This is a genomic window from uncultured Gilliamella sp., assembly GCA_945271295.1.
GTDB lineage: Bacteria > Pseudomonadota > Gammaproteobacteria > Enterobacterales > Orbaceae > Gilliamella.
The window spans coordinates 1-25,972 of sequence record CALYPG010000001.1; the positions used below are offsets into that span (position 1 = coordinate 1).

The window sequence follows — 25,972 nt, forward strand, 5'->3', positions numbered from 1 at the left end:
CCAAATTTAGCAATTACAAATGATGTTTCCATGGATTCCTCATATTAAAAATTTTTTATTTTTAAAAGAGATAGAGCGAGAGGAATGTGCAATTTGCTGATGAAAAAGTACAAACCATGAAGCGCTCCACCTGTTAGGGTGACAACCCAAGGGATTCAGCCCTTGCAGTCGATTTGATTGGTTGCTGGATAAGCAATCAAACCTCGGCATTACATCCCCTCAATTATTTATTGTTGGTTCCAGTCCCTAAAATAATCTACCTGAGTAATGCGCCTCTTCTTTTTGTAAATTAATTACAAAATCCGTGTTAAATAAGATTAACAATTCTGTTAATGGTGTCAATAGGTTATATATTAAAAATTTATTTATTATCAGGATCAGGGTGTTTTATCAAAAATATTTATAATTCGCGTTCAAAAAGATCAATAATAGTTTGATATAATTTTTTGACTGTATATTCTTTGGTTGGCGTGCTAAATATTGTGTCATCACCAGCAATTGATCCCAAAATGCCTTCAGATTTCCCGATTGAATCAAGTAATCTGGCAATTAATTGTGCTGCACCAGGACTGGTTCGAATCACTACCATTGAACTATTATAATCAATATCTATCACTAAATTTTTTAAAGGACTACTGGTGGTTGGTACGCTCATTTCAGCAGGCAAACAATAAACCATTTCTGCTTTGGCATTACGGGTGCGAACCGCCCCAAATTTGGTTAGCATTCTCGATACTTTTGATTGATTAATATTATCAAAACCTTGTTCTTGTAATGCTTGCACAATTTCTACTTGTGAACTGAACTTTTCTTGTAATAGCATTTCTTTAAAAGTTTTAGTGAGTTCATCTTGTTTCATAATATTCCTTGCAGGTACAATTGGTAAGATTATTACATAACAATATATACTTATTGGTTAATGCAATCTTAAATATATAGCTTATTGGTAATATACAAATTAAGAAAAAGGTATTTACTCTGATTTTTGGTGTTGATTGTGTTAAATTTTGATTAAATAGATTAATCCTGAGTAAGGTTCTATCTTATTTTGTAATATTCAGGCCAAGTTGTATAATTATGCACGAATCTTGCATAGAATTAAAGGTCTGATTTGATCGCGTTTTTAGGGCGAAAGGCTTTAACTATGTGTTCATGCGTCTGGATATAAGGTCCTTCTAGCAATTGAATACAATAAGGAACACTGGCAAAAATTCCGCTTACAATTACATTTCCTTGATCATCTTTAACACCTTCAAGTGTTTCTTGAATCGATTTAGGTTGCCCGGGTAAATTTAAAATAAGGCTTTTTTTGCGAATCACGCCCACTTGCCTTGATAAGATAGCTGTAGGTACAAAGTGTAGGCTAATTTGCCGCATTTGCTCGCCAAATCCAGGCATTATGCGATCTGCTATAGCTACTGTTGCATCTGGGGTAACATCGCGAGGAGCGGGGCCTGTTCCACCAGTGGTTAAAATTAAATCACAGTGTAAGTCATCAACTAATTCACATAATGTTGTTTCAATGACAGTTTGTTCATCAGGAATGACTCGATTTTCAGTTATAAAAGGTGTTTTCAAAGCGGTTTGTAACCATGATATGAGTGATGGAATGCCTTGGTCTTGATAAGTGCCATTTGATGCTCTATCTGATACAGAAATTAATCCAATTTTAAGCATACTACATGTTCCTTAATGATCTTATATCTATTTAAATGCTAAATTATGTTTATCATAATTATCTTTTAGTTATTATAAATAATACTAAAAATACCTTTACAACAACAGATTAGATTGACTATATTGATTATTATTAAAAATAAATGTAAAAATTATTAGCAAATTATTTATCTAGGATCAATTCATGTCAGCTATTCCAGCATTAGAATTAGTCGCGCTAAAAAAAATTTATAAAAATGGTGTACAAGCATTAAAAGGTATTAATTTAACTGTTCAAGCTGGTGATTTTTATGCTTTACTTGGACCAAATGGTGCAGGTAAATCCACGACAATTGGTATTATCAGTTCGTTAGTTACTAAAACATCAGGGCAAGTTAAAATTTTTGGTTATGATTTAGATATAGATGTGGTTAACGCTAAAAGGCAGTTAGGTCTTGTACCCCAAGAATTCAACTTTAATCAATTTGAGGAAGTAATACAAATAGTGGCAAATCAAGGTGGTTATTATGGTTTGCCACGTAAATTAGCTTTAGAACGAGCAGAAAAATATTTACGAATTTTAGAGTTGTGGGACAAACGTCATAATCGTGCTGGTATGTTATCTGGAGGCATGAAAAGACGTTTGATGATAGCCAGGGCATTAGTGCATGAACCTAAATTATTGATTCTAGATGAACCTACAGCCGGCGTCGATATTGAGCTCCGTCGGTCGATGTGGGATTTTTTGCGTAAAATTAATCAACAAGGTATAACTATCATTCTTACAACCCATTATTTAGAAGAAGCTGAAATGCTGTGTCGCCATATTGGTATTATTCAACATGGCGAATTAATTGCTAATTCGTCAATGCGCGATTTGTTAGCTAATAGTCAATCAGAAACAATCATTATTGACTATTTATCTACATCTACTAACCCAATTGTATTAAATGATTATGCTTTTTCCGAAATTGAACCAGGCATGTTAGAAGTAAAAATTGATAAACAGTTGGGATTAAATTATTTATTTGAACAACTTAATCAGCAACAAATTAAAGTCATTAGTATGCGCAATAAAGCTAATCGGTTGGAAGAGTTATTTGTAAGTCTTTTGCATGATGACAGTCAAGGAAAAGGGGAATTTAATGAATAGTTTATATTGGATAGCCTTAAAAAGTATTTGGCGTAAGGAAGTTACGCGATTTTTAAGGATTTGGATCCAAACTTTGATTCCTCCAGTTATCACCATGTCACTTTATTTTATTATCTTTGGTAATTTAATTGGTTCGCGCGTAGGGAATATGGGTGGCTTTAGTTATATGGCATTTATTGTACCCGGGCTTATTATGATGTCGGTGATAACTAACTCTTATACTAATGTTTGTTCCTCTTTTTTTAGTGCAAAATTTCAGCATAATATTGAAGAGTTATTGGTTGCACCAGTTCCTACGCATATTATCATTTGGGGATATGTTGGCGGTGGTGTGATGCGTGGTATTTTAACTGGAGTTTTAGTCACTATAGTGTCATTACTTTTTGTTAGTTATCAGGTTCACTCGTGGCTTTTGGTTATTTGTACTTTATTATTAACCTCGATTTTGTTTTCATTAGCCGGTTTACTTAATGCGGTTTTTGCTAAGAGTTTTGATGATATTAGTATTATACCAACTTTTGTTTTGACACCTTTAACCTATTTAGGGGGAGTATTTTATTCAATAACTATGTTGCCAACTTTTTGGCAGTGGATATCTAAACTCAATCCGATTGTGTATATGATTAATGGTTTTCGTTATGGTTTTTTAGGTATTAGTGATGTGTCATTATGGGTTACATTTTCGATGTTAATTTTATTCGTTTCAGTCCTTTATTTGCTTGTCTGGCGATTAATTGAAAAAGGCAGAGGATTACGTAACTGATGAGAATTAAATAACATCGATAAATAATCAATACCGCCGAAAAACTTCAGCGGTATTAATTGTTATTGAGCGCCAGCAACGGCTTCTTTTGCCATTTCTGTAATTTTAGCAAAATCACCTTTAGCAATAGCATCAGTTGGGATGAACCACGTGCCGCCCACACAAAGTACATTATTTAATGCTAAATAATCGCGGTAATTTTTAGAGTTTACACCACCAGTTGGGCAAAACTTCATATAGCCACAAGGTCCTGCAAAGGCTTTTAATGCTGCAACGCCACCATTTATTTCAGCAGGGAAGAATTTTAATGCAGTTAAACCATATTCTTGAGCTGTTAGTAGTTCAGAAATAGTCGCTATACCCGGGATTACAGGTACTGAACCTTCAACTGCTGCTTTTAAAATAGAATCAGTTATACCTGGAGTGATGATAAACTCAACTCCTGCTTCAGTGACTTGCTTTAATTGCTCAACAGTTGTCACAGTGCCTGCTCCTACAACAGCTTCCGGCACTTCTTTAATGATTTTCTTAATAGCATCGAGTGCACATGCAGTTCTTAAAGTAACTTCTAATACTTTGACGCCGCCAGCAATAAGCGCTTTGGCTAACGGTACAGCATCTTCTAAACGCTCAATTACAATGACAGGAACCACAGGGCCCATAGTTAAAATATCTTCAGCGCTTTTTTTCCAGTTTTTCATTTGTTCTTAATCCATATTTTGTTGATGACTAGATACCATAATAATCCCTAATTAAATAGGGGTTATCTTATTATTCATAAATGCCTAATTTTTTTTCCAAATAGTGAATATTCGTTCCACCTTTTTGGAAATTTTTATCATTCATTATTTCAATATGAAGATCAACATTGGTTTTGATTCCATCAATAACTAATTCAGCTAGTGCATTTTTCATACGAGCAATAGCTACTTTACGTGTTTCACCATAGGCAATCAATTTACCTATCATTGAGTCATAATAAGGCGGTACGGTATAACCAGCATAAATATGGGATTCCCAACGGATTCCAAACCCTCCAGGCGCATGGAAACGGGTAATTTTTCCTGGAGATGGCATGAATGTCTTTGGATCTTCAGCATTGATTCGACATTCAATTGCATGACCTTTAATATGAATATCACTTTGTTTTATTGACAGTGGTTTACCTGCGGCAATTAAAATTTGTTCTCTGATGAGATCAACACCAGTTATCATTTCTGTAACAGGGTGCTCTACTTGAATACGAGTATTCATTTCAATAAAATAAAACTCGCCATTTTCAAATAAAAACTCAAATGTACCTGCCCCGCGATAGCCGATCTCAATACAGGCGTTTACACAGCGCTCACCAATAAATTGACGCATTTTAGCTGTAATACCTACAGCTGGCGCTTCTTCGACAACTTTTTGGTGACGTCTTTGCATTGAGCAATCACGTTCGCCTAAATACACAGCATGACCTTGCCCATCAGAAAGAACCTGTATTTCAATATGACGTGGGTTTTCAAGGAATTTTTCCATATACACCATGTCATTATTAAAAGCCGTTTTGGCTTCTAATTTGGTCATCTTGATGGATTGTTCAAGATCTTTCTCTTCGCGAACAATGCGCATGCCGCGCCCACCGCCGCCGCCAGAAGCTTTAATAATAACCGGGTAACCAATTTGTTTTGCAATTTCTTTATTGGTATCCATATTACTACTTAAAGGGCCATCAGAACCCGGAACACAAGGTACTCCCGCTTTTTTCATGGCATGAATTGCTGACACTTTATCACCCATTAAGCGAATAGTATCCGGTTTTGGACCAATAAATATAAAACCTGAACGCTCAACTTGTTCTGCAAAATCGGCATTTTCAGATAAAAATCCATATCCGGGATGAATTGCTGCTGCACCGGTTACTTCGGCCGCAGAAATTAGTGCAGGAATATTAAGGTAGCTTTTAACAGAAGCTGCTGGACCTATGCAGACTGTTTCATCTGCAAGTAATACATGTTTTAAATCTTTATCTGCCGTAGAATGAACAGCGACAGTTTTAATTCCAAGTTCTTTACATGCTCGTAAGATACGTAGAGCTATTTCTCCACGATTCGCAATAAGAATTTTATCAAGCATATTCAATCTCTTAATCGTTTAGTCAATAATAAATTCATATTATTCAATAATGAATAGTGGCTGATCAAATTCAACTGGTTGACCATTTTCAACCAAAATAGCTTTGATTGTACCAGCCTTTTCAGATTCGATCTGGTTCATCATTTTCATCGCTTCAACAATACAAAGTACATCACCTACATTTACCGTTTGACCCACTTCAACAAAGGCTTTTGATTCAGGACTTGGCGTACGGTAGAAAGTGCCCACCATTGGTGATTTTATGGTTGTACCTGATACTGCAATAGGTTCAACTTCATTTACAACTTCAGTTGGAGTAGTAACAATAGGTGTTGCTACAGGCGTTGCCTGAGGAATTTGAATGTTTTGTATTGGCGCAGAATAGTTGGTGGTTGGAGCTGCGCGACTAATACGTACTGACTCCTCTCCTTCAGAAATTTCAAGTTCTGAAATACCTGATTCTTCAACTAATTCAATTAATTTTTTAATTTTGCGTATATCCATGAATGACACCGTGTTTGTTTGATATAAGTAACAATTTATAGTAATGCATCCTTTATATCTGAAAAGCTTCGTTTTAAATTGCTTTAATCAGATAAATAGGGCTGTAACTTAACATTAACGCCGCAGGATACACTGTAAAACACAATTTGTCATTATATATCTCCATTATGCTCGGTTGCTATACTATTTTCTAGGTATTATTTTATAATTAAGATACAATACCAGTTTTCTATTCTTATAGATGTAGATTATGGAATAAAAGAATAAAATAGAATATTATTTTGCTAAATTATTATTAATATATTTTTTTATTCTATATTTTGCATTAAAGTAGTCAGTTTAAAACAAGATTAATTCTAGGAAGAGTCTTTATTATGTTCAAAAAAATTCGCGGCTTGTTTTCAAATGATTTATCAATCGATTTGGGTACAGCTAATACGCTTATTTATGTAAAAGGACAAGGTATTGTTCTTAATGAACCATCAGTTGTCGCCATCCGTCAAGATCGCTCAGGTACACCTAAAAGCGTCGCAGCTGTTGGACATGCTGCGAAACAAATGTTAGGACGAACGCCTGGCAATATTGCAGCAATAAGGCCAATGAAAGATGGGGTTATTGCTGACTTTTCAGTTACTGAAAGAATGTTACAACATTTTATTCGTCAAGTGCATAGTCACAGTTTTTTAAGACCAAGCCCTCGTGTACTTGTTTGCGTGCCAGTTGGTGCAACTCAGGTTGAACGCCGTGCTATTCGTGAGTCAGCATTAGGTGCAGGTGCTCGCGAGGTTTATTTAATTGAGGAACCAATGGCAGCAGCAATCGGTGCGGATTTGCCGGTATCAGCGCCAACCGGTTCTATGGTTGTTGATATTGGTGGTGGTACGACCGAAGTTGCGGTTATTTCATTAAATGGTGTGGTTTATTCTGCATCCGCGCGTATTGGTGGTGACCGCTTTGATGAAGCGATTATTAATTATGTTCGTCGTAATTATGGCGCTTTGATTGGCGAAGCGACTGCTGAACGGATTAAACATGTAATTGGTAGTGCTTATCCGGGTGATGAAGTTCTTGAAATTGAAGTGCGCGGTCGTAACTTGGCTGAAGGTGTGCCGCGTAGTTTTAATTTAAATTCAAATGAAATTTTAGAAGCGCTACAAGAACCTTTAAGTGGTATTGTAAGTGCGGTTAAAGTTGCATTAGAGCAATGTCCTCCTGAACTTGCCTCTGATATTTCAGAACATGGTATGGTATTAACTGGTGGTGGTGCATTATTGCGTAACATAGATAAATTATTATCAGCCGAAACAGGTATTCATGTAGTTGTGGCTGAAGATCCGCTTACCTGTGTTGCCAGAGGCGGTGGTAAAGCACTGGATATGGTTGATATGCACGGGGGCGATTTATTTAGTGAAGAGTAAAGGTTCCCTCTGTTGTTGCTCTAATTTCAATTAATGGAAATTAGAGTAGCAAATTAATTCATTTTCTTCCGTCGAAATAGTCGGCGGAATCATATCTTCATACATTTTAATTTTAAGTATATAACAGGTAAGCACTGAACAATGAAATTACTTTTTTCTAAACGTTCTCCTCTTAGTGTACAATTATTCTTTGCTTTGTTGTTTGCCTTGATTTTGATCGTATTAGATGTGAATTATCGCCCTTTTAAAGAGATACGTTTTTATCTAGATACAATTGTTTCACCACTTTATCAAATTTCTAATATGCCTCAAACTATGTCGAGTCAATTTCATGAAATGTCTAAAGCTAGAGAAGATTTAATTAACGAAAATGCTGAGTTAAATAAAATATTATTGCAAAAAAAAGCTGATCTTTTGTTATTAGAACATTTGCGACATGAAAATAATAGATTGAGAGAATTACTTGGATCACCATTAAGGCACGATGAACATAAAATGGCCGCACAAGTGTTACTCGCCGACAAAGACCCTTATGTGTATCAAATTGTTTTAAATAAAGGTAAAAGTGATGGTGTTTACAATGGGCAACCGGTTGTTGATGAAAAAGGTATTGTTGGGCAAATTTACGAAACAGCACAAACGACCAGTCGAGCTATTTTAGTGTGTGATTATCAGCATGCGATACCTGTTCAAGTATTAAGAAATGATATTTCTATGGTGGCTGTAGGCAATGGTTGTAGTAATGATTTAACCCTTGATTTTTTACCCAATAATGTCGATATCAAAGTGGGCGATATATTAGTTACTTCTGGACTTGATGGCCGTTTTCCTGAAGGTTATCCAGTTGCTGTGGTTAGTTCGGTAAAACTGAATATTAATGACTCAACCCCTATTATTTCAGCGACACCGACAGCAGATTTAAAACGATTACGTTATCTGTTATTGCTTTGGGGAGATCAAGGAGCTAAACATGAGGAATCGTAATCGAATATTAATTATTTGGTTAACATTAGTATTGGGTTTATGTTGGCAAATTATACCCTGGTCAGCATCTTATTATATGTTTAAGCCACATTTGTTAATGTTAATTTTGGCCTACTGGTTAATTGCTGTGCCTCATCGTGTTAGTATTGGCACTGCTTTTATTTTGGGTATTATTGTGGATTTAAGTTCGGGTAGCATACTTGGTATTCACGCTTTTATTCTTTCTGTTATTGCATATTTACTGATTTTTAAATTCCAACTGATTCGAAATTTGGCATTATGGCAACAGTCATTTATCTTGTTTGGTATTTCCTTATGCTATAATTTCTTAATATTTGTATTTCAAGTAATTGTTTACCACACATTAACGATGTCACCATTTATGTTATTGTCTAGTTGTATCGATGGTGTTTTATGGGCAGGGATATATCTATTGTTGCGACAAATAAGAAGAAGTTGTGCAATCAATTAAAAGGAAATCTTTATGTCTGTTGAACTATTAATGAATGTGACACCATCTGAAACTCGAGTGGCCTATATTGAAGATGGCCTGTTACAAGAAATTCATGTTGATCGTGAATCTAAACGAGGTATTGTTGGTAATATTTACAAAGGCAAAGTCATCCGTATTTTACCGGGTATGCAAGCGGCATTTGTTGACATTGGGCTAGATAAAGCGGCTTTTTTACATGCTTCTGATATTATGCCACACACCGAATGCGTATCAGATACCGAGCAAGAACAATTTCAAGTTAAAGATATTTCAGAACTTGTACGACAAGGACAGGATTTAATGGTACAAGTGGTCAAAGATCCTTTAGGTACCAAAGGTGCCAGATTAACCACGGATATAACTTTACCTTCACGTTATTTAGTTTTAATGCCCGGTCCAAATTCTGCTCATGTTGCAACATCTCAAAGAATTGAAAGTGAAGAAGAAAGGGAAAGACTTAAAAAAATTGTAGAACAATATGTGACTAATGAAGGTGGTTTTATTGTTAGAACTGCCGCAGAAGGTGCTCATGCACATGAATTGGAGCAAGATGCTAATTTTTTAAAACGCTTGTGGGCAAAAATTCAAGCACGTATGGCTCGTCCTATTAGTAAAAATCTAGTTTATGGTGAGTTGGAATTATCTCAGCGCGTGCTGCGTGATTTTGTTGGTGATCCAATTGAACGTATTTTAGTTGATTCAAAATTAACTTATGACCTTTTATTAGAATTTACTCAAGAATTTATGCCCGAAGTTACCCCTAAGTTATCCCATTATCGTGGTAGTATTCCAATTTTTGATCTTTATGGTACCGAAAATGAGATTCAACGGGCACTTGATCGCAAAGTTAAATTGAAATCGGGTGGTTATCTAATTATCGATCAAACCGAAGCTATGACCACTATTGATATTAATACGGGTGCTTTTGTTGGTCATCGAAATTTAGAAGAAACAATATTTAATACCAATATTGAAGCTACAATTGCCATTGCCAGACAATTAAGACTGCGTAATTTAGGTGGTATTATTATTATTGATTTTATTGATATGCAAGAAGATTTGCATCGCAAGCGTGTATTACAATCCTTACAAGATTTTTTATTAAAAGATCGAGCAAGAACAACTGTGAATTCGTTTTCAGTACTTGGTTTAGTCGAGATGACTAGAAAGCGAACCCGTGAAAGCATCGGCCATATTTTATGTGAAGAGTGTCCAGCGTGTAAAGGTCGAGGCATCGTTAAATCCGTTGAGACCATCTGTAACGAAATTTTACGTGAAATTGTAAGAATTTATAAAGCACACCGTTCTGAATATTTTTTGGTTTATGCATCTGCTGCAGTCGCTAATGCTTTAACTAATGATGAATCGCATGCACTCGCTGAAGTTGAAGTGTTTGTTGGTAGGCGTGTGGAAGTAAAAGTTGAACCTCTATATATTCAAGAACAGTATGATGTAGTATTAATGTAATTATATATCTTGTTAAAATGTTTCAGGTTAAGCGTACGTTTTAGTATAAAACTGTTAGTGAATTTAGAATTTAAGTATGCGCTAACAGCACATGATAAGACCGTATCTTAAGCGAATATTAAAATTTGGAAAATCTATGATATTAACCGAAGTAAGTGAACGGCTACTCCAACCAAACAATCTTGATCATCATGATCTTTTTAATTTATTGGATATGTTAAGTTCAAGACAGATTGATTTTGGCGATTTGTATTTTTTGTCAGGTTATTATGAAAGTTGGACACTTGAAGATAGTATTATTAAAAATGCTTCATTTCACCGTGATCAAGGTGTCGGAGTTCGAGCAATTATCGGTGAAAAAACAGGATTTGCTTATACCGATCAGCTTTCTTTAATGCGGTTAGAACAAAGCGTATTAGCTGCTAATTCTATTACCAAACAACAAATACCCCTTGCAATTACGCCGTTCAAATCAGAACAAATTGCAGCAAAGTATCAATCTATTAACCCTATAAATAGTTTTTCTCAGGAGGAAAAAATTGCATTATTACAGCAAGTTGATCGGTTGGCTCGATCAATCGATGCTCGAGTTATTGAAGTTTCGGCAAGCTTAATTGGCAGTTATGAAGATATTTTAATTGCTGCTACTGATGGTACTTTATCAGCAGATATTAGACCATTAGTGCGTTTATCTATTTCGGTACTTGTAGAACAAGATGGTAAACGAGAGCGTGGCAGCAGTGGCGGCGGCGGGCGTTTTGGTTATGAATATTTTTTAACTACTAACCCAAAAACTAATGAAAGTTATATAGATAGTTATACGCGTGAGGCTGTACGATTGGCATTAGTCTCATTATCAGCTAAAGAAGCGCCTGCTGGAAAAATGCCAGTTATATTAGGTTCTGGCTGGCCAGGTGTTTTATTACATGAAGCAGTCGGACATGGGTTAGAAGGTGATTTTAATCGTAAAAATAGTTCAGTTTTTTCAGGTAAAATTGGTGAACAAGTGACATCAGAGCTTTGTACTATTGTTGATGATGGAACAATTGAAGATCGTCGTGGTTCAATTTCAATTGATGATGAAGGAACTAAAAGTCAAAAAACAGTGCTTATCAAAAATGGTATTTTAAAAGGTTATATGTTTGATAAGTTGAATGCAAAATTGATGGGTACGAGTTCAACCGGCAATGGTCGTCGTGAAGGGTATGCTTATCTACCAATACCAAGAATGACTAACACCTATATGTTGGCAGGTGAATCAACATTTGATGAGATCATTAGTAGTGTTGATTATGGGCTTTATGCGCCTAATTTCGCTGGAGGTCAGGTTGATATTACTTCCGGTAAATTTGTTTTTTCAACTTCTGAGGCTTATTTAATTGAAAAAGGCAAAATAACTACACCAGTAAAAGGTGCAACTTTAATTGGTTCCGGTATTGAAACTATGCAACAAATTTCTATGGTGGGTAATGATCTGGAACTCGATTCAGGAGTTGGTGTTTGTGGCAAAGCAGGGCAAAGTGTGCCTGTTGGTGTCGGACAACCGACTTTAAAAGTGAATAATCTAACCGTTGGTGGTACTATTTAGCCACTAATAATATAACCGAAGGAATTTTAAAATAGATGGAAACAATACTTACGATTTATCATGCTTTTCTTGATATGAATTTGAGTGTGTTAAAGGATCCTAGTATATTATGGATCCTCTATGGAATGTTATTTGTTATTCTTTTATTAGAAAATGGTATATTACCAGCTGCATTTTTACCAGGTGATAGCCTATTATTTTTAACTGGCGTATTTATTAGTGAAGGTGTATTTCATTTTGGGTTAATCAATGTGGTATTGATTGCTGGTGCAGCTTTTGGTACTTGGTTAGGTTATCTACAAGGATTATGGTTAGGCAATACTAAAATGGTACAAGGGTGGCTAGCGCATCTACCGGATAAGTATCATGAACGAGCTAAAACTCTTTTTCACAAATATGGTTTGCAAGCATTATTTATCGGTCGTTTTATTGCCTTTGTTCGGACACTACTTCCAATAATGGCAGGATTGTCTGGATTACATAGTAGACGTTTTCATATTTTTAATTGGATTAGTGCAATCCTGTGGATCTTCCTTATTACTGGATTAGGTTATCTTTTTGGTTTATCACCTTTATTTAAAGCTTATAAAGAACAATTTATGTTCATCCTTATGTTAATTCCTGTTATTTTAATAGGAATTGGTATAGTTGCTTCCATTATTTTAGTGATCAAGCGCTCAATTAATAAAAGGAAGAAAACTAATAATATTGATAATAACCAATCATAATTAGACATTATAAATTCGGCGCCTGATGGCACCAAATTTATAATTAAGTGAAATCAACCGATAAGCCGGGTTCTGTCGTGGACAATCATTCCTCTAGGCTAACACTCACGCATTAGCTCAAGCAGTCTACCCGAATTCAACGCGGGCCACGTCAATGAATTCCTATTTGACCTTGCTCCGAGTGGAGTTTACCGTGCCACAACTGTTACCAGTTGCGCGGTGCGCTCTTACCGCACCCTTTCACCCTTACCTGATCTTAAAAAATAAGCCATCGGCGGTATACTTTCTGTTGCACTAGTCGTAAATTGTAGCTTTCGCCAAAATTCCCCAGGCGTTACCTGGCACTCTGCCCTATGGAGCCCGGACTTTCCTCCCCTTTATGTGTCTCTCTTATTAAAAAAGGACAACAAAGCAGCGATTGTCTGGTTAACTTCGCCAATGAGTATAACGTAATGTGCCTTTTTGTCCAGAATTAGATCAGGCAGGGAAACTTTATGTACAACTCTTAAGCTATTGGCTGTTGGCTAGGGTAAATTATAAAAAAGTATATAATTTTCAATTAGTAAATACGCTGCTAAATAGTATGAAATTAATTACTCTGGAAAATTGGTGATTATTAATATAATTATGATAACTTATTGAATTAAATGGTTAATTAAGCTATTGCTGTATGAAATAAGATTCTTCTGATTAGAATTTGACTTATTAGTAATAGTACCAATATATGATGTACTATTACTTAGTAAGATTTGGTATTTAAGGCAAGGTAACTAAATTTGTGTAGCTACCATTTTTTTTGATCAATATTTTCTTCGTAGTTAAACCGTGTCACTATCCCTTTTGAAATGATAACTTCGAGTTTTCTTTTTTCGATAACATACAGTGTTTCATCAATTAATATATGGCTGACTGAACTTTTATTGAGATATTCAAAAGTCCACAAAGTTTCCTTATCATTGAGTACTTTTTTAGTGGTGGGTTCCCCAAACATATTGACCAGTTCGGTTTCATCAGTGAAACCACCAAATATCAGGTTGACTTTTTCTTTACTAAGCGGAGAACCTTGCACTATATAATTTTTTTTAGCACAAGCGGTTAACATCATTATTGAACATAATAATACTAATAGACATTTTTTCATATTTTATTGCGTTATTACTTACTGATTAAATTTTGTCAATAATAACATATGTAAAGAAGTGTTCAAGTTGAAAGAGTATTTTTAATAAAGGTTCTCACTTTATTATTTAACGTCATAGGTAATAAAATAGGGAAAAGTAGGGTGAGAATAGTTTTACAAAGAGCGGAAACAATGGTTTTATTATGTTTCCGTTTTATTTCTTATGTTTTTGATTAGTAATGTTTGCATATAATCTATAAAACAGTTCAACTTTTATTATTTCTTAAGACACGTTTGATTGGTTGCTTAGTTGTTGAATTAATATAACGGCTTGGCCAAATTTCTGATGGCTGTAAATTCAAAGCATTAGCAATAATAACTTCTCCTTTTGTCCATGGTCTGACTAATGCATTACTGAGCGTTGATGAGCTTAAGCCTGATTGGCGAGATAATTCTGCAAGCGTAGTTCCTTTTTTTTTCAGTGCAGCAATAATGTCAGCTTGATGCCAGTCATTAGATTTTATTTCCATTTTTTAATTCCTATTAGTTTATAACCTTGTCTATCTATGTTATGCTTTTCTGTTAGTAAAACGAGTAAGTTGATAAATTAACTTTTTTGTTAAGATTTTGTTTCTTATTTATTGTATCAAAATTTCTTTAATTTCTATAACTTTTTCTAGTTATTTGAGCGCGGGATGATTAAAATGAAAGAATGGTTCTCACCAAAAGAGCTATCAAGTGTTGCAGGGATGCCGTCAACAACACAAGGTATTAATCGAAAAGCAAGGGCTGAAAATTGGACTGCACGTAAGCGGACAGGAGTTAGAGGAAAAGCGCTTGAATATCATATAGGAAGTTTACCTCTTGATGTAAAAAAAGCCTTATTTTTTGAAGAAGATCATGCAACTTATGTGGTTTCACCAATTGAACCTTTGCAATTATGGATGACCGCATTTGAACAATTATCTACTGAGGAGCAATCAGTGGTAGCTGCGTGGCTGATGCGTAATGGTATAAAAGATTTTATTACTTTTATTAATATACATAAAAAAGATAATTAGTGTTATTGTATAAGCTGAGATATACTTTAACGCCAGTGAAATTGAAATTTAGTGGCTATGGAAAAACGAATGGAAAGTTATTTTCAATTAACAAATAATAAAGAGATTATTACTTATTTAGCACAACAGTTCCCAAATTGTTTTACCCTCGAAGGGGAAGCCAAACCATTGAAAATTGGGATCTTTCAAGATATCTTAGTACGTTTAGAAAACAGTGTCGTACTAAGTAAAACCAAACTTCGTTCCGCATTGCGATCTTACACAATGAGTTGGCGCTATTTATATAGCATCAAAGAAGGTGCGTATCGTATTGATTTAGATGGCAATCCTCATGACGCCATTAGTAAAGAACAGATGGAACATGCTCAGCATCAGCTGAAAGAAAGTAAAGAAAAAGTTAAGGAACGGTTTAAAAAGCGAACCAAAGTAAAAAATAAAAATCCTTCTATGGCACCAAATAAGTCAAAAGCGTTACAATTAGGCGATTTTGTCAAAGTAAAACTTGGTAGTAAATTACTGAGTGTACAAATAATTAATATTGAAAAAGAACATATTAAAGTGAAAGTTGGGTCAGGTATGGAATTAATGGTTAAACCTGAACATATTGTGTCTAAATAGAGGGTTGAATGAATAAATTACTGAAAGGTATTGTCCGATTAAGCCTTATATTGTGTTTTGTTAGTCAAATTTCTCAAGCAAAGCAGGTTGTTACTGAACAATTACCAATATTAAAACAAGATGAAGTTCATCAAATTGTGGCTAGGCGTGTAACAAACTTCTTTTCTCAATCACATTATCGTAATTTTGCATTAAATGGTGCATTTTCAGCTAAAATTTTTGACCGTTATTTTAAACTATTAGATGGTAATAAAGCATTATTTATACAAAGTGATGTTGATAGTTTTAGAAATAGGCAAGAATCTTTAGGTCAAGAGCTAATAGATGGTAACATAAAAACAGCTTATGATATCTATAATCTTTCATTGCAAAAACGATATAACCGTTATCAATATGCACTATCAGTATTACAACGGCCAATGGATTTTTCAAAAAATGATGAAATTGATTTTAAACGCGATGATATCGCATGGCCTACAACTGAAAAAGAACTGGATGTTTATTGGGATAAACGGGTTAAATACGATGAACTTAGTTTATCTTTATCCGGTAAAAATGAAACCGAAATCCGAGAAGCGCTAACTAAACGTTATAAACGCGTTTTAAAAACGTTAATACAATCAAATAACGAAGATGCTTTTCAAGTCTTTATGAATGCTTATGCTCGAGAAATAGATCCTCATACTAGCTATTTAGCGCCACGCAAAAAACGTGATTTTGATTCAGAAATGAGTTTATCCTTTGAAGGAATTGGCGCGACACTTAGTTTACAAGATGATTACACGGTGATTATGTCGTTTGTCACAGGCGGACCTGCTGAAAAAAGTAAATTATTATCAGTAGGTGATAAAATCATTGGCGTTGGTCAAAGTAATTCAGCTATTGAAGATGTAATTGGTTGGCGTTTAGATGATATTGTCGATAAAATCCGAGGGCCAAAAGGTACCGTGGTAAAATTAGAAATCTTACCAGCTGGCAATAAGAGTAAATCTAAAATTATTGAGATCACTCGAGATGAAATCCATTTTGAAGATCGTGAAGCAAAATTAAAAATTGTTGATAATGAACGAGGAAAAGTTGGTATTATTGAAATACCAAGTTTTTATATTGGATTAACTGAAAGAGTTAGTTTGTTATTAGCGCAAGCTAATAAAGAAAACTTGCAAGGTATTGTTGTTGACTTACGTGATAATGGTGGCGGTTCATTAGCAGAAGTTATTACTTTAACGGGTTTATTTATTGATACTGGACCGGTCGTTCAAGTGCGCGATAATTTACAAAAGATAACAGTTCACGGCGATAAAAATTTTGGTATTGAATATACTGGACCAATGGTTGTGATGGTCAATCGCTATAGCGCATCAGCATCAGAAATTTTTTCCGCAGCATTGCAAGATTATGGACGTGCAATAATTGTAGGTGAAACAACTTATGGTAAAGGAACCGTCCAAACGTCTCGTAATATTGCATCTCCTATCGATGCGAGCTTACACCCAAAGTGGCCAGAACTTGGTGGCGTACAATATACCGTTCAGAAATTTTATCGTATCAACGGTGGTAGTACCCAACTTAAAGGTGTAGAGCCTGATATTGAAATGAGTAAAATTCAGTATATTGATGAAACAGGCGAACGATTTTTAGATAATGCTATGCCATGGGATAAAATACCGTCTGCAAATTATCTTACCGTTGCAAATATTCATCCACTTTTATCACAATTACGTGAGCAGCATTTAGCTAGGATTTCGAAAAATCCTGAGTTTATTTATTTAGAAGAAGATATTAAGCAATTTAACGATAAAAAGGATCGCCAATATATTGTTTCTTTAAATAAAAATAAGCGAGAAGCGGAACAAAAAAGTAATGATGTGCGTGATTTAAAAAGAATGAATGAACGTTTGAGCCGAGCTGGTTTACCATCTATTGCTAAATTAGATGATTTACCGAAAGATTATAAACAACCAGATGCGTATTTAGATGAAGCAGTTGAAATTCTTCTTGATCTGTTACCTAATTATCCAAAGATCGAGAGTGCTCGATCTAATAAAGGGATTATTTCATTTGATATTTCGATTAAATAGCATGATAAATAATAGTAAAAATTAATCAACCAGAGGCAAATGAGATGAATTCAAATCTTAAATATGCTGTAATTTCTGTAATGGCTATAATAGGTGTTTTAGCAACATTTGGTGTTATTGTTGTTACCAATTAAAAAAGCTTGATTAATTATCTTGTGATAATTATAGTATGCAACCGGCTTATAGATATTGGGCTTTAAAAATTAGGTGAGGTGTCCGAGTGGTTGAAGGAGCACGCCTGGAAAGTGTGTATACGGCAACGTATCAAGGGTTCGAATCCCTTCCTCACCGCCATTTATGTTTAGTTATTGAAGGATGAGAACCGTTAGGTTCGACGAAATTGTCAAATTTAACTCTTGGGTTGTTTGACAATGTTTCGCCTTAGGGTAAGTAACCGGAAGTAACAAGTAACACCTTCCTCCCCTCGATCTTTTGGAACTACTATGGAAAACTTACGCACAATTCAAGACTTCATTCGTTGGACAACTACGCAATTAAGTTTGTCTGATATTTATTTAGGACATGGTACGGATAATCCTATCGATGAAGCTAAGCAGCTTATTCTTCCTGTACTTGGCTTACCACTACTAATTCCGGCTGAATTTTATCCTGCTCATTTAACCAATGCTGAAAGACAGCAACTATTTGATCTTATACAAAAACGGATAGAGGATCGCGTGCCGACTCCTTATTTAACCAATCAGGCTTGGTTTTGTGGGCATAGCTTTTATGTTGATGAGCGTGTATTGATTCCTCGTTCACCAATTGGTGAATTAATCAGCAATAAATTTCAACCTTTATTATCATCCCAACCTGCAAATATTTTGGATTTATGTACGGGAAGTGGTTGTATCGGTATTGCATGTGCCTATGCTTTTCCTCAAACACAAGTTGATATTACTGATATTTCTTTAGAAGCGCTTGATGTTGCTCAAACTAATATCGACTTACATGAAATGGGGAATCAGGTAACACCAATTTTATCCGATCTATTTAATGCTGTTCCGGCAAAACAATATGATCTAATTGTCTCAAATCCACCTTATGTTGATGATGAAGATATGAGTGATTTGCCTGAGGAATTTTTATATGAGCCTAAGTTAGCACTTGAAGCAGGATTTGATGGGCTAGATTTAGTAAAACGAATTTTACTTGATGCTGTCGACTATTTGCTACCAAATGGTATATTAGTTTGTGAAGTCGGTAATAGTTGGGTGAGCTTGCAAGATCAATATCCCGATGTACCTTTTAATTGGATTGAATTTGAACACGGTGGACTAGGTGTGTTTTCAATAACACGTGAAGAATTGATTAAATATCGATATTGTTTTGAATAACTAGTTTGCAATAATCGGAATAAAACTGTTATGTCTGGAAACTCAATAGGTAAATTATTCAAAGTAACTACATTTGGTGAATCACATGGTATTGCCTTAGGCTGTATTATCGAAGGTGTTCCTCCGGGGCTTGCTTTGACCGAATCTGATATGCAACGCGATTTAGATCGCCGACGTCCTGGTTCTTCTCGCTATACTACTCAACGCCGTGAAGCAGACCAAGTAAAAATACTATCGGGTGTATTTAATGGTTTGACTACAGGTACCAGTATTGGTTTAGTGATTGAAAATACCGATCAACGCTCACAAGATTATAGTCAAATTAAAGATATTTTTCGACCAAGCCATGCTGATTATACATATCAAAAAAAATATGGTATACGCGATTATCGTGGAGGCGGTCGATCTTCTGCACGTGAAACGGCAATGCGGGTAGCCGCTGGTGCAATTGCAAAAAAATACTTACTTGAAAAACTAGGTATTACCGTGCGTGGTTATTTAGCACAAATGGGCAATATTGAATGTCAACTTAAAGATTGGCAGCAAGTTGAGCAAAATCCATTTTTTTGTGCGGATGAAAATAAAATAGAGGCTCTTGAACAATTAATGAGAGCATTAAAAAAAGATGGAGATTCCATAGGAGCCAAAGTTTGTGTGGTTGCTGAACATGTACCTGTTGGACTTGGTGAACCCGTTTTTGACAAATTAGATGCTGATCTTGCTCATGCCTTAATGAGTATTAATGCGGTAAAAGGTGTAGAGATTGGTGATGGTTTTATGGTGATTAATAAACGTGGTAGTGAAAACCGTGATGAGATAACTAAACAAGGATTTTTATCAAACCATGCAGGTGGAATTTTGGGTGGAATAAGTTCGGGGCAAACTATTTTAGCTAGTATTGCTCTTAAGCCAACACCAAGTATTGAGATAGCGGGCAAGTCAATCAATATTGATGGTGAAACAGTTGATATTTCCACCCATGGTCGCCATGATCCTTGTGTTGGTATTAGAGCGGTACCGATAGCGGAAGCTATGACAGCAATGGTTCTTATGGATCATTACCTACGTTATCGAGCTCAATGTGGTGATGTAAATCAGTTATGAATTATGAACTATTAGTTTTACTTTTTGTTATTGCCACTCTGGCTGGTTTTATTGATTCAATTGCTGGCGGTGGCGGATTATTGACCGTGCCAGCATTATTAGCTGTTGGATTGCCGCCAGCTAGTGCATTAGCTACCAATAAATTACAAAGTTGTGGGGGTTCTTTTTCTGCTAGTCTCTATTTTATTCGTCAACATTTGGTTGATTTAAAGCAGCAAAAATGGGCAATATTTTTTGCTTTTATTGGTTCTGGAATAGGTACTTTATGTGTTATGCATATTAAAGCCGATTTCCTGCGGTTATTATTACCAGTATTAACAATTAGTGTGGGTCTCTATTTTTTATTATCACCAACAATTGGCGGTAATGATCGTAAAAGCCGTTTTTCTATTTTACAATTTGCATTAATACCTGCCTTGGCAATAGGTTTTTATGATGGTTTTTTTGGACCTGGTGCTGGGTCATTTTATGCTTTAGCTTATATAACACTTGCTGGTTTTAATTTAACTAAAGCAACGGCGCACACTAAAGTATTAAACTTCACTTCAAATGTTGCTGGTCTACTTTTCTTTATTGTTGGTGGGGAAGTTGTTTGGTCAATTGGATTAGTTATGCTAATAGGTCAATTTATAGGCGCAAGGCTTGGTGCTAAAATGGTCATTGCTAAAGGCCGCAAATTGATTAGACCAATGCTAATCTCAGTTTCAACAATTATGAGTATTAAATTGATTTACGAGAATTTCTTTTAATGACATAAATATAATTATTCATTAAGTTGGATGAAATTATAATTTACCAGTAATATTAAATATAATAACTACCACTTAACTTGAGTAATTATTATGAAACTTCAACAATTACGTTATATTTTAGAAATAGCTCGCTCAGGTTCAATTAATGAGGCGGCGAAAAAGCTATATATTACCCAACCAAGTCTTTCAACAGCGGTAAAAGAACTTGAAGCAGAATTTGGCATAGAGATTTTTGTGCGTACTTCGAAAGGTGTTTCCTTATCAACAGATGGGGTTGAGTTTTTGGGTTATGCCAAACAAGTTTTAGATCAGGCTGAATTGTTAGAGCAACACTACTCCAAAAAAGAACCCTCTAAACAATTGTGTAGCATTTCCACGCAACATTATGCATTTGCAGTTAATGCATTTGTTAATCTTATCAAAAAAAATCATACTGATGAATATGAGTTTACTCTCAGAGAAACAAGAACTTACGATATTATCACAGATGTCGCTAATTTACGTAGTGAAGTAGGCATATTATATCTTACAGAATTTAACCAAAAAGTGATCTTAAGATTACTTAAAGAACATAAGCTTACTTTTAATCCTTTATTCGAAGCTCACCCTCATGTGTTTATTAGTACTCATCATCCATTAGCTAGCATGAAATTGTTGACACTAAATGCTCTGGCAGATTATCCATACTTATCTTTTGAGCAAGGTGAGTATAATTCTTTTTATTTTTCCGAGGAGATTTTAAGTACCGTTTATCACAAGAAAAGTATACATGTAAGTGATAGAGCAACATTATTTAATCTCTTACATGGTCTAAATGGCTATACCATTAGCACCGGTGTTTTAAGTGTAGATTTAAATGGTTCTGATATTTTATCTATTCCGCTTGATGTTGAAGAAACAATATTAATTGGTTGGATTACATCACAAAAAGTACAACTCAGTCTTTCTGCGCAAAATTATATTGAAGCACTGAAAAAACTCATTCAAGAAGAGTATGGATTTGAACTCAAATAAGCCTTTTATAATAAGCATAAATCAAAATTGCTATTTCAATAAATTTCGGTATAATTGCGCCCAATCCATATATTATATGGATGTTGAGGAATGTCTGAATTAGAGATTGGTCATTCCATATTTTAAATTAATTTTAAGAGGTTTATTATGTCTCTAACTGTAGAAACTAAAGCGAAAATCGTTGCTGAATATGGTCGTGGTACTAATGATACTGGTTCAACTGAAGTTCAAGTTGCACTTTTAACTGCACGTATTAATGACTTACAAGGTCATTTTTCTGAGCATAAAAAAGATCATCATAGTCGTCGTGGTTTATTGCGTATGGTATCTAGTCGTCGTAAATTGTTAGATTATTTACGTCGTAAAGATATTGAACGTTATAACCAACTAATCCAAAGACTAGGTTTACGTCGCTAATCATTAATCTACTTGAAAAGAGGCTTAAGCCTCTTTTTCGTTGAGAAAAATTAAGTCTCTGATATAATATTAATCCCTAAGAAAGAAGTAAAATTAATAATTTTAGTAAGTCAATAAGCTGAAAGATTATATCTCATGTTTCGCGCGACTAATGAGAGCTCTATATATTATAGATTTGTCATTAGTCGTGACAGTGAAATAATCTTTTGTTGAATATCCCCACATAGTTGAAGTGAATATCAATAAGTTCAGCCTATCGCTGTTCCCTGTCGAAATATCAAACTTCAACATTTTTAATAACAAGAGGACATTATTTTGTTTAATCCGATATATCAAGAATTTCAATATGGACGACATACTGTAACGTTAAAAACTGGAGTTATGGCTCGTCAAGCTACAGCTGCTGTTATGGTAAACATGGATGATACATCTGTATTTGTAACGGTTGTTGCTGATAAAAAAGTAAAAGAAGGGCAAGACTTTTTCCCTCTAACTGTCAATTATCAAGAACGTAGTTATGCAGCAGGTCGTATTCCGGGTGGTTTTTTCAAACGTGAGGGACGTCCTAGTGAAGGGGAAACCTTAATTGCGCGTTTAATTGATCGTCCATTACGTCCATTATTTCCAGAAGGATTCGTTAATGAAATCCAAATTATCGCAACTGTTGTTTCTGTGAACCCATCTGTTAGCCCTGATATTGTTGCAATGATTGGGGCTTCTGCTGCACTTTGTTTATCAGGCGTTCCATTCCATGGTCCAATCGGCGCAGCGCGAATTGGTTTTGTTAATGGTGAATTTGTATTAAACCCATCAGTTAAAGAACTTGAAAATAGTCGGCTAGATTTAGTGGTTGCCGGTACTCAAAGTGCTGTTTTGATGGTTGAATCTGAAGCAGATCTATTAACTGAAGATCAAATGTTAGCAGCAGTCGTTTTAGGACATGAACAACAACAGGTTGTAATTGATAATATTAATCAATTTGTAGCTAAAGCAAATTACCCAAAATGGGATTGGGTTGCACCGGCAAAAAATGAAACGTTATATAATACAGTTGCTGAACTTGCCAAAGATCGCCTAGGAGAAGCTTATCGTATAACTGAGAAACAAGCTCGATATGATCAGATTGATGTAATTAAAGACGATGTATTAACTACTTTAAAGGCACAAAATGCAGAGCTTGATGAAAATGAAGTTATCAATATTATTGTTGATTTAGAAAGTCAAATTGTTCGAAAACGTGTTATTGCTGGTGAACCTCGTATCGATGGTCGTGAAAAGGATATGATTCGAGCACTTGATATCCGAACGGGCGTGTTACCTAGAACTCATGGAAGCGCATTATTTACCCGTGGTGAAACTCAAGCATTAGTTACCGCGACGCTAGGTACTGAACGAGATGCGCAAATTATTGATGAGTTAACTGGTGAATATACTGAACGTTTCTTATTGCATTATAATTTCCCTCCATATTCAGTAGGTGAAACCGGCATGGTTGGCTCGCCAAAACGTCGGGAAATAGGTCATGGTCGTTTAGCGAAACGCGGTGTAGCAGCCGTGATGCCGAGTCGTGATGAATTCCCTTATACTGTGCGAGTTGTATCAGAAATCACCGAATCTAATGGATCATCATCAATGGCATCTGTTTGTGGCGCTTCTCTTGCTCTTATGGATGCTGGTGTACCAATTAAATCATCTGTTGCTGGTATAGCAATGGGGCTGGTTAAAGAAGGCGACAATTTTGTTGTATTATCTGATATTTTAGGTGACGAAGACCATCTTGGTGATATGGATTTCAAAGTAGCTGGCACACGTGAAGGCGTAAGTGCATTACAAATGGATATTAAAATTGAAGGTATTACCAAAGAAATTATGCAAGTGGCGTTAAATCAGGCAAAAAGTGCACGTTTACATATTTTAGGTGTTATGGAACAAGCTATTAATAAACCTCGTCAAGAGATTTCTGAATTTGCTCCTCGCATCTACACTATGAATGTTAACCCTGATAAAATTCGCGATATTATTGGTAAAGGTGGAGCAACTATTCGTGCATTAACAGAAGAAACAGGTACGACAATAGAAATTACCGATGATGGAATTGTTAAAATCGCTGCTTCTGATGGTAACAAAGCAAAAGATGCTATGGCGCGTATTAATAACTTAGTTGCCGATGTTGAAATCGGTAAAATTTATACGGGTAAAGTAACAAGAATTGTTGATTTTGGGGCTTTTGTTTCGATTATTGGTGGAAAAGAAGGGCTGGTTCATGTTTCTCAAATTGCCGATCACCGGGTTGAAAAGGTCGCAGATTATCTGAAAGTTGGGCAAGAGGTAAGTGTTAAAGTACTAGAAATAGATCGTCAAGGTCGGATTCGTCTAAGTATGAAAGACGCATTAGAATCAGAAACTAAAACCGTTCCTACTGCAGAATAAAATGTTATTCACTGGGAGTTGTAAATGAGACTATTCGACCTGAGGGTTATATGCTGTTTATTGGCTGTTATTCTTTTATCAGGTTGTTCTAGCTCTGTGCCTGTGTTGGCTGTTCCTGAACAAGTATCATACGATGATGAATTGAAAATTGCACAGATCAGCCAGCAACTATCGCGAAAAGATATTGATATTGCAACTCGAATGCAATTGATTTTTGAACGGGGCATTATTTACGATTCTTTAGGTTTTAAAGCCTTTGCGCAAAGTGATTTTTCTCATTTACTAAGTATTAATCCTAAAGTTCCTGATTTATATAATTTTTTGGGTACTTATGCATTAAGGGAAGGCGATTTTGATACTGCTCTAATGTCGTTTAATACAATATTAGAACTGGATCGTAATTATGCATACGCCTATTTAAATCGAGCAATTGCATTATATCGTACAGGACATTATTATGCAGCTCAGCAAGATGCACAAAAGTTTTACCAGTATGACGTTAATGAACCAATTAGAATTTTATGGCTTTATTTGATTGAAAAAGAAAATGATGATAAAGCTGCATTGAAATTGCTACAACAACGTTATGATCTAATGAGTGATAAAACGATTTATGGGGCTGATATTATCGCATTTTATTTAGGACATATTAGTGAATCTAAATTGATGCAGAATCTTCAAAAAGGTGTCGAAAATAATCGGCAATTAGCTGAACGCCTTTGTGAAGCATACTTTTATTTAGGTAAATATTACCAAAGTAAAGGTGACAATGAGCGTGCCAAAATGTTATTTAAATATGCTTTAGCCAATAATATTTATAACTTTGTTGAACATCAACAGGCACTCTACGAAATGAAGTTACTTGAAACCAAGTAACAAGGGTTATGCCAGTTTTAAAAACGAAAATATAGTTATAGCGTAGTTCTGATTGGCCAAGGATATATTTTCAAGTTAATTGATAATATTGTTAGTTGATCTTATCTTTAATATGAAGGGTATATAATAAATTTCATTTGTTATATTTTTATATTATTTGGATTAAATTAATATCGGCAGTTAGTTATTGGGGTGAGTTGTAAATTTTCAATTTAGTGATCTGGCATCATATTCATATACACTTTCTTTTATTTGAAAAGCAATGCAATAATTAAGAAAAGTCACTAAGT

General features: G+C 35.1%; 25 protein-coding genes, 1 tRNA gene, 1 other RNA gene and 1 riboswitch. Of the genes, 19 read left to right on the forward strand and 8 right to left on the reverse strand.

Annotated features, from left to right (window positions below):
• Nucleotides 1–111: 111 nt before the first annotated feature.
• Nucleotides 112–286, reverse strand: a riboswitch (Lysine riboswitch).
• Nucleotides 287–400: 114 nt separating this feature from the next.
• Together argR and mog are read right to left on the reverse strand one after the other, a co-directional pair.
• The gene (gene argR, locus Q0K76_RS00005; protein ID WP_294609339.1) at nucleotides 401–859 is read right to left on the reverse strand and encodes a transcriptional regulator ArgR; all 459 of its coding nucleotides are present in this window, start codon (nucleotides 857–859) and stop codon (nucleotides 401–403) included.
• Between the two features lie 239 nt (nucleotides 860–1,098).
• Nucleotides 1,099–1,677, reverse strand: coding sequence for a molybdopterin adenylyltransferase (gene mog, locus Q0K76_RS00010; protein WP_294609342.1), 579 nt, complete (start codon nucleotides 1,675–1,677; stop codon nucleotides 1,099–1,101).
• Nucleotides 1,678–1,861: 184 nt separating this feature from the next.
• Here mog and Q0K76_RS00015 point away from each other — a divergent pair, with 184 nt between their 5' ends.
• Nucleotides 1,862–2,809 carry an ABC transporter ATP-binding protein gene (locus tag Q0K76_RS00015; protein WP_294609345.1) on the forward strand — a complete coding sequence of 316 codons (948 nt, stop codon included), beginning with the start codon at nucleotides 1,862–1,864 and terminating at the stop codon, nucleotides 2,807–2,809.
• A complete protein-coding gene (locus Q0K76_RS00020; protein WP_294609348.1) occupies nucleotides 2,802–3,572 on the forward strand; it encodes an ABC transporter permease in 771 nt (256 codons plus the stop codon). Before Q0K76_RS00015 ends, Q0K76_RS00020 begins: the two co-directional genes overlap by 8 nt.
• Nucleotides 3,573–3,634: 62 nt before the next feature.
• Here the strand turns inward: Q0K76_RS00020 and Q0K76_RS00025 are convergent, their stop codons facing one another.
• The 3 genes from Q0K76_RS00025 to accB all read right to left on the reverse strand — a co-directional run bounded on the left by Q0K76_RS00025 (nucleotide 3,635) and on the right by accB (nucleotide 6,194).
• Nucleotides 3,635–4,273 (reverse strand): bifunctional 4-hydroxy-2-oxoglutarate aldolase/2-dehydro-3-deoxy-phosphogluconate aldolase, encoded by a 639-nt coding sequence (locus tag Q0K76_RS00025; protein ID WP_294609351.1) that lies wholly within the window; start codon nucleotides 4,271–4,273, stop codon nucleotides 3,635–3,637.
• Nucleotides 4,274–4,343: 70 nt separating this feature from the next.
• Nucleotides 4,344–5,690 (reverse strand): acetyl-CoA carboxylase biotin carboxylase subunit, encoded by a 1,347-nt coding sequence (gene accC / locus Q0K76_RS00030; RefSeq protein WP_294609354.1) that lies wholly within the window; start codon nucleotides 5,688–5,690, stop codon nucleotides 4,344–4,346.
• Nucleotides 5,691–5,729: 39 nt separating this feature from the next.
• Complete coding sequence (accB, locus tag Q0K76_RS00035) at nucleotides 5,730–6,194, reverse strand: acetyl-CoA carboxylase biotin carboxyl carrier protein (RefSeq protein WP_294609357.1); 465 nt, start codon at nucleotides 6,192–6,194, stop codon at nucleotides 5,730–5,732.
• A 374-nt stretch (nucleotides 6,195–6,568) separates the two neighbouring features.
• Here accB and Q0K76_RS00040 point away from each other — a divergent pair, with 374 nt between their 5' ends.
• The 6 genes from Q0K76_RS00040 (at nucleotide 6,569) to Q0K76_RS00065 (ending at nucleotide 12,872) form a co-directional block, all read left to right on the forward strand.
• Nucleotides 6,569–7,612 (forward strand): rod shape-determining protein, encoded by a 1,044-nt coding sequence (locus tag Q0K76_RS00040; protein WP_294609360.1) that lies wholly within the window; start codon nucleotides 6,569–6,571, stop codon nucleotides 7,610–7,612.
• A 141-nt stretch (nucleotides 7,613–7,753) separates the two neighbouring features.
• Nucleotides 7,754–8,596: a rod shape-determining protein MreC gene (gene mreC, locus Q0K76_RS00045; protein WP_294609364.1), complete on the forward strand. Its 843-nt coding sequence runs from the start codon at nucleotides 7,754–7,756 to the stop codon at nucleotides 8,594–8,596.
• Nucleotides 8,583–9,068, forward strand: a complete 486-nt coding sequence (mreD, locus tag Q0K76_RS00050) for a rod shape-determining protein MreD (protein WP_294609367.1) — start codon at nucleotides 8,583–8,585, stop codon at nucleotides 9,066–9,068. Before mreC ends, mreD begins: the two co-directional genes overlap by 14 nt.
• Nucleotides 9,069–9,080: 12 nt before the next feature.
• Nucleotides 9,081–10,556 (forward strand): ribonuclease G, encoded by a 1,476-nt coding sequence (gene rng, locus Q0K76_RS00055; protein WP_294609370.1) that lies wholly within the window; start codon nucleotides 9,081–9,083, stop codon nucleotides 10,554–10,556.
• 136 nt (nucleotides 10,557–10,692) lie between these two features.
• The gene (gene tldD, locus Q0K76_RS00060) at nucleotides 10,693–12,144 is read left to right on the forward strand and encodes a metalloprotease TldD (protein ID WP_294609373.1); all 1,452 of its coding nucleotides are present in this window, start codon (nucleotides 10,693–10,695) and stop codon (nucleotides 12,142–12,144) included.
• Between the two features lie 35 nt (nucleotides 12,145–12,179).
• Nucleotides 12,180–12,872, forward strand: coding sequence for a DedA family protein (locus Q0K76_RS00065; RefSeq protein WP_294609376.1), 693 nt, complete (start codon nucleotides 12,180–12,182; stop codon nucleotides 12,870–12,872).
• A gap of 45 nt (nucleotides 12,873–12,917) precedes the next feature.
• On the opposite strand, the gene rnpB is transcribed toward Q0K76_RS00065, so the two are convergent.
• The 3 genes from rnpB to Q0K76_RS00080 all read right to left on the reverse strand — a co-directional run bounded on the left by rnpB (nucleotide 12,918) and on the right by Q0K76_RS00080 (nucleotide 14,522).
• An RNA gene (gene rnpB, locus Q0K76_RS00070) (RNase P RNA component class A) lies at nucleotides 12,918–13,306 on the reverse strand.
• A 350-nt stretch (nucleotides 13,307–13,656) separates the two neighbouring features.
• Nucleotides 13,657–14,013 (reverse strand): hypothetical protein, encoded by a 357-nt coding sequence (locus Q0K76_RS00075; protein WP_294609379.1) that lies wholly within the window; start codon nucleotides 14,011–14,013, stop codon nucleotides 13,657–13,659.
• 245 nt (nucleotides 14,014–14,258) lie between these two features.
• On the reverse strand, nucleotides 14,259–14,522 hold the full coding sequence (locus Q0K76_RS00080; RefSeq protein WP_294609382.1) for a helix-turn-helix transcriptional regulator: 264 nt from the start codon (nucleotides 14,520–14,522) through the stop codon (nucleotides 14,259–14,261).
• A gap of 174 nt (nucleotides 14,523–14,696) precedes the next feature.
• Here Q0K76_RS00080 and Q0K76_RS00085 point away from each other — a divergent pair, with 174 nt between their 5' ends.
• The 11 genes from Q0K76_RS00085 to nlpI all read left to right on the forward strand — a co-directional run bounded on the left by Q0K76_RS00085 (nucleotide 14,697) and on the right by nlpI (nucleotide 25,682).
• Nucleotides 14,697–15,053, forward strand: a complete 357-nt coding sequence (locus Q0K76_RS00085) for a DNA-binding protein (protein WP_294609385.1) — start codon at nucleotides 14,697–14,699, stop codon at nucleotides 15,051–15,053.
• A 69-nt stretch (nucleotides 15,054–15,122) separates the two neighbouring features.
• Entirely contained in the window at nucleotides 15,123–15,671 is a 549-nt protein-coding gene (gene proQ, locus Q0K76_RS00090; protein ID WP_294609387.1) for an RNA chaperone ProQ, read from the forward strand.
• Between the two features lie 8 nt (nucleotides 15,672–15,679).
• A complete protein-coding gene (gene prc / locus Q0K76_RS00095; RefSeq protein ID WP_294609390.1) occupies nucleotides 15,680–17,752 on the forward strand; it encodes a carboxy terminal-processing peptidase in 2,073 nt (690 codons plus the stop codon).
• A gap of 206 nt (nucleotides 17,753–17,958) precedes the next feature.
• Nucleotides 17,959–18,046 (forward strand) — tRNA-Ser (locus Q0K76_RS00100).
• Nucleotides 18,047–18,195: 149 nt separating this feature from the next.
• On the forward strand, nucleotides 18,196–19,089 hold the full coding sequence (gene prmB / locus Q0K76_RS00105) for a 50S ribosomal protein L3 N(5)-glutamine methyltransferase (RefSeq protein WP_294609393.1): 894 nt from the start codon (nucleotides 18,196–18,198) through the stop codon (nucleotides 19,087–19,089).
• 30 nt (nucleotides 19,090–19,119) lie between these two features.
• A complete protein-coding gene (gene aroC, locus Q0K76_RS00110; RefSeq protein WP_294609396.1) occupies nucleotides 19,120–20,193 on the forward strand; it encodes a chorismate synthase in 1,074 nt (357 codons plus the stop codon).
• Complete coding sequence (locus tag Q0K76_RS00115) at nucleotides 20,190–20,942, forward strand: TSUP family transporter (protein ID WP_294609398.1); 753 nt, start codon at nucleotides 20,190–20,192, stop codon at nucleotides 20,940–20,942. The genes aroC and Q0K76_RS00115 overlap by 4 nt, the downstream gene beginning before the upstream one ends.
• Nucleotides 20,943–21,035: 93 nt before the next feature.
• Nucleotides 21,036–21,959, forward strand: coding sequence for a LysR family transcriptional regulator (locus Q0K76_RS00120; RefSeq protein WP_294609400.1), 924 nt, complete (start codon nucleotides 21,036–21,038; stop codon nucleotides 21,957–21,959).
• 147 nt (nucleotides 21,960–22,106) lie between these two features.
• A complete protein-coding gene (gene rpsO, locus Q0K76_RS00125) occupies nucleotides 22,107–22,376 on the forward strand; it encodes a 30S ribosomal protein S15 (protein WP_294609403.1) in 270 nt (89 codons plus the stop codon).
• Nucleotides 22,377–22,691: 315 nt separating this feature from the next.
• Nucleotides 22,692–24,806: a polyribonucleotide nucleotidyltransferase gene (gene pnp / locus Q0K76_RS00130; protein ID WP_363322348.1), complete on the forward strand. Its 2,115-nt coding sequence runs from the start codon at nucleotides 22,692–22,694 to the stop codon at nucleotides 24,804–24,806.
• 24 nt (nucleotides 24,807–24,830) lie between these two features.
• Nucleotides 24,831–25,682 (forward strand): lipoprotein NlpI, encoded by an 852-nt coding sequence (gene nlpI / locus Q0K76_RS00135; RefSeq protein WP_294609406.1) that lies wholly within the window; start codon nucleotides 24,831–24,833, stop codon nucleotides 25,680–25,682.
• Nucleotides 25,683–25,972 lie beyond the last annotated feature (290 nt).